The sequence below is a fragment of the Bathymodiolus azoricus thioautotrophic gill symbiont genome (assembly GCF_001298715.1).
Lineage (GTDB): Bacteria > Pseudomonadota > Gammaproteobacteria > PS1 > Pseudothioglobaceae > Thiodubiliella.
Genome location: NZ_CDSC02000104.1, coordinates 1 through 2,468, shown reverse-complemented (window position 1 = coordinate 2,468; position 2,468 = coordinate 1). Strand labels below are relative to the sequence as shown.

The 2,468-nt window shown below is 26.7% G+C and carries 1 protein-coding gene and 1 pseudogene; both read right to left on the bottom strand.

Translation table 11 applies throughout. The features are described 5' to 3' along the window. Window positions 1–66: 66 nt before the first annotated feature. Window positions 67–2,289, bottom strand: coding sequence for an AAA family ATPase (locus tag BAZSYMA_RS02050; protein WP_090715100.1), 2,223 nt, complete (start codon window positions 2,287–2,289; stop codon window positions 67–69). 65 nt (window positions 2,290–2,354) lie between these two features. Next, window positions 2,355–2,468, bottom strand: a pseudogene (locus tag BAZSYMA_RS10610) (IS30 family transposase); the annotation flags it as partial.

The window sequence follows — 2,468 nt, the reverse complement described above, 5'->3', positions numbered from 1 at the left end:
TTTGTCTAGGGTTATTGTTAGTTTTATTGTTATAAATCAATGTTTTGTGTGGTTTTTAAGGGCTGACTAATTATTTATTAGTTTATCCTTAATATTTTCACCCATCATCATATTGTAATGCTCTATATGTCCTGTATCTTTAAATATATATTTAAAAACACTCATAAATTTTTCCTGAACATCATCTCTATGTTCCATATATAAATCATCTGATATACCATGTGAGCCCTCATTAATCCAACTAAGGAGTGCTTTTCCTATTTCTTGGTCTTCATCTTTTAATGTTTTAATTAAACGATTATTATTACTGTATCGACCTATAATAGTAAAATAATATTCAATAATTCTCCTCATTGTGTTCTGAATAGCTGTATTTGAGATATTTTTTCTATCTTTTAATTCTTGCCATAGTAGCTCGTAAGAAGTTTTAATAGGATTTTTAATTCCATAGCTTTCAATACTAGAAATTTTATTGTTTTTTCTCAGTATCCAATAGTTTGTATATTTATTTTCTGTTTCTCTACTATTAATAAATGAGACTTCTTTATGGAAATAAATATTATGTGTTAAAAATATCACTTGTTTAATGTTGCCTGTATCATTTTTGGTGTCTTCTATTATTTGTTTTAAAAGCGTACTTACAATAAATAACACATTGCTATCTAAACTAGATACAGGGTCATCCACTACTAATATTTTATTATTGGCTATATTACTTTTATCTGTAGAGCCTTTAGTTAATTGAATAAAATATAATAATGTTATGAAAGTTATTTCGCCCTCGCTTAGGCTAGTTTGTGCTAAATCACCATTTTCTCTTTTTAATTGATATTTATTTTTATCTTCGATTGATGGTTCTATGCTAAAGTTTAAAAAGCTAAACTTTATTAGTGTTTTATTAATAAAATCAATGGTAACCTGAGTGCCAATTCCATATTGGCTTAGCTTTTGAATATCTTCTTCAATAGATGTCCATTTTGTTTGTTTATCTTTGTGTTCTTGTGTTAACTTCTTTATGCCTTTTTCAAGACCTTTTATTTTTTCCTTATATTCTTCAATCATATCAATATTGTCTTGAGCGATAAAACTCCAAATATCAATAATTAATTTTTCTTTTTCTTTTTGAAGATTAGCAACAACACTATTATGGGCTGTAATTTTTTTGTTGCTATCATCAATAAGTTGTTTTAATTGCTCCAATTGCTCTGTAGTAGAAGCTAGCTCAATATCTCTACTAGGTTCTTTAATTTTCTTTTCTAACAAACATTTATTAGTGTTAGACTTACTAACAAGAGCAATTAATATATTTGAAAATACTTCAATATCCATTTCGATATTTTGATTACTATTTACCTTTCTTTTAATATCTTCTAATTGATTTGTTAAACTATTTAATGATGATTGGTAGCTTAATTGATATTTTTCAATACCTGATATTTGCTCTAAATATTCTTTGTCAAAATATTTTTTTAATTGTTCTTTAAAATCATCTGTAATTGTTTCTTCTTGACAAAAAGGGCAAGTTTTACTTTGTAGATAATTTCTACCTTGATTAACCCAATCGTCAATATTTAAGTGTTGTATCAATTTAGAAATATTGATATCAGATTTTCCTATTATTTTAGTTTTCCAAATTAGATTATTTTCAATTTTTTGAATATCATCAAAAACAATATCCATCAAAGGGTCTATATGTTCTGGCTGTCGTCCAAAAATAATAATTGATTTCTTTTTCAATTTGTCAATATTCGATAAAGGTGAATCATTATCTATAGCACACTTAAGTAATTCTTCCTTAAATAATTCTTGTCTGCCAAAACCCTTAAAAGCCTTTTTAAAAAATGGCTCATATTTTTTATAAATATCTGACCAAGCTTTTTTTTTGAAATCCTCCTCGGTATTATTTTTCTTATTTTTTTGTTCTTGTAATGTACCTTTCTTGACTATACCTTCTTGTTTTATTCTTTCTAATTCACTTTTCTTAGTTTCGATTTGTTCTTGTTTTTCTATATTCTCTTCGCCTATCGTAAATACACCATCAATAGAGTCATTAGAGAAATATTTCTTACGAAACTCTTTGTTGTAAACAAGAATATCTAATGCATGATCATCTTTCCAGGTATACGAGCAATCATTATTTATGGTATTTGATTCCCTTAGAAAGTTTGAAATGGTGGTTTTACCACTTCCATTTGCACCATAAATAAAATTAATTTTTTTTAAATTTTTTATTTTTATTCCTGAATCATTAAAGCTTGCACGGTTTTGTATTCTTATTTCACTAATCATAATTCTCCTTTAAATGCTTTTTGCAAAATTGATTTTTGGCGAATTCAACCTATAAGTGCAACACTTCAGTTTAAAAAATAGTCTTTACCAGTTAACCCAGCAAAAACCTCAAACAGGGTCTTATACCCCAAGCATTTCCTAGGTCTATTATTCATTAAATCTGTTGCCTTAAAAGCCTC

Coding starts and splice junctions, on each gene's coding strand:
- BAZSYMA_RS02050 (WP_090715100.1), bottom strand. CDS start 2,289: ATGATTAGTGAAATAAGAATACAAAACCGTGCAAGCTTTAATGATTCA.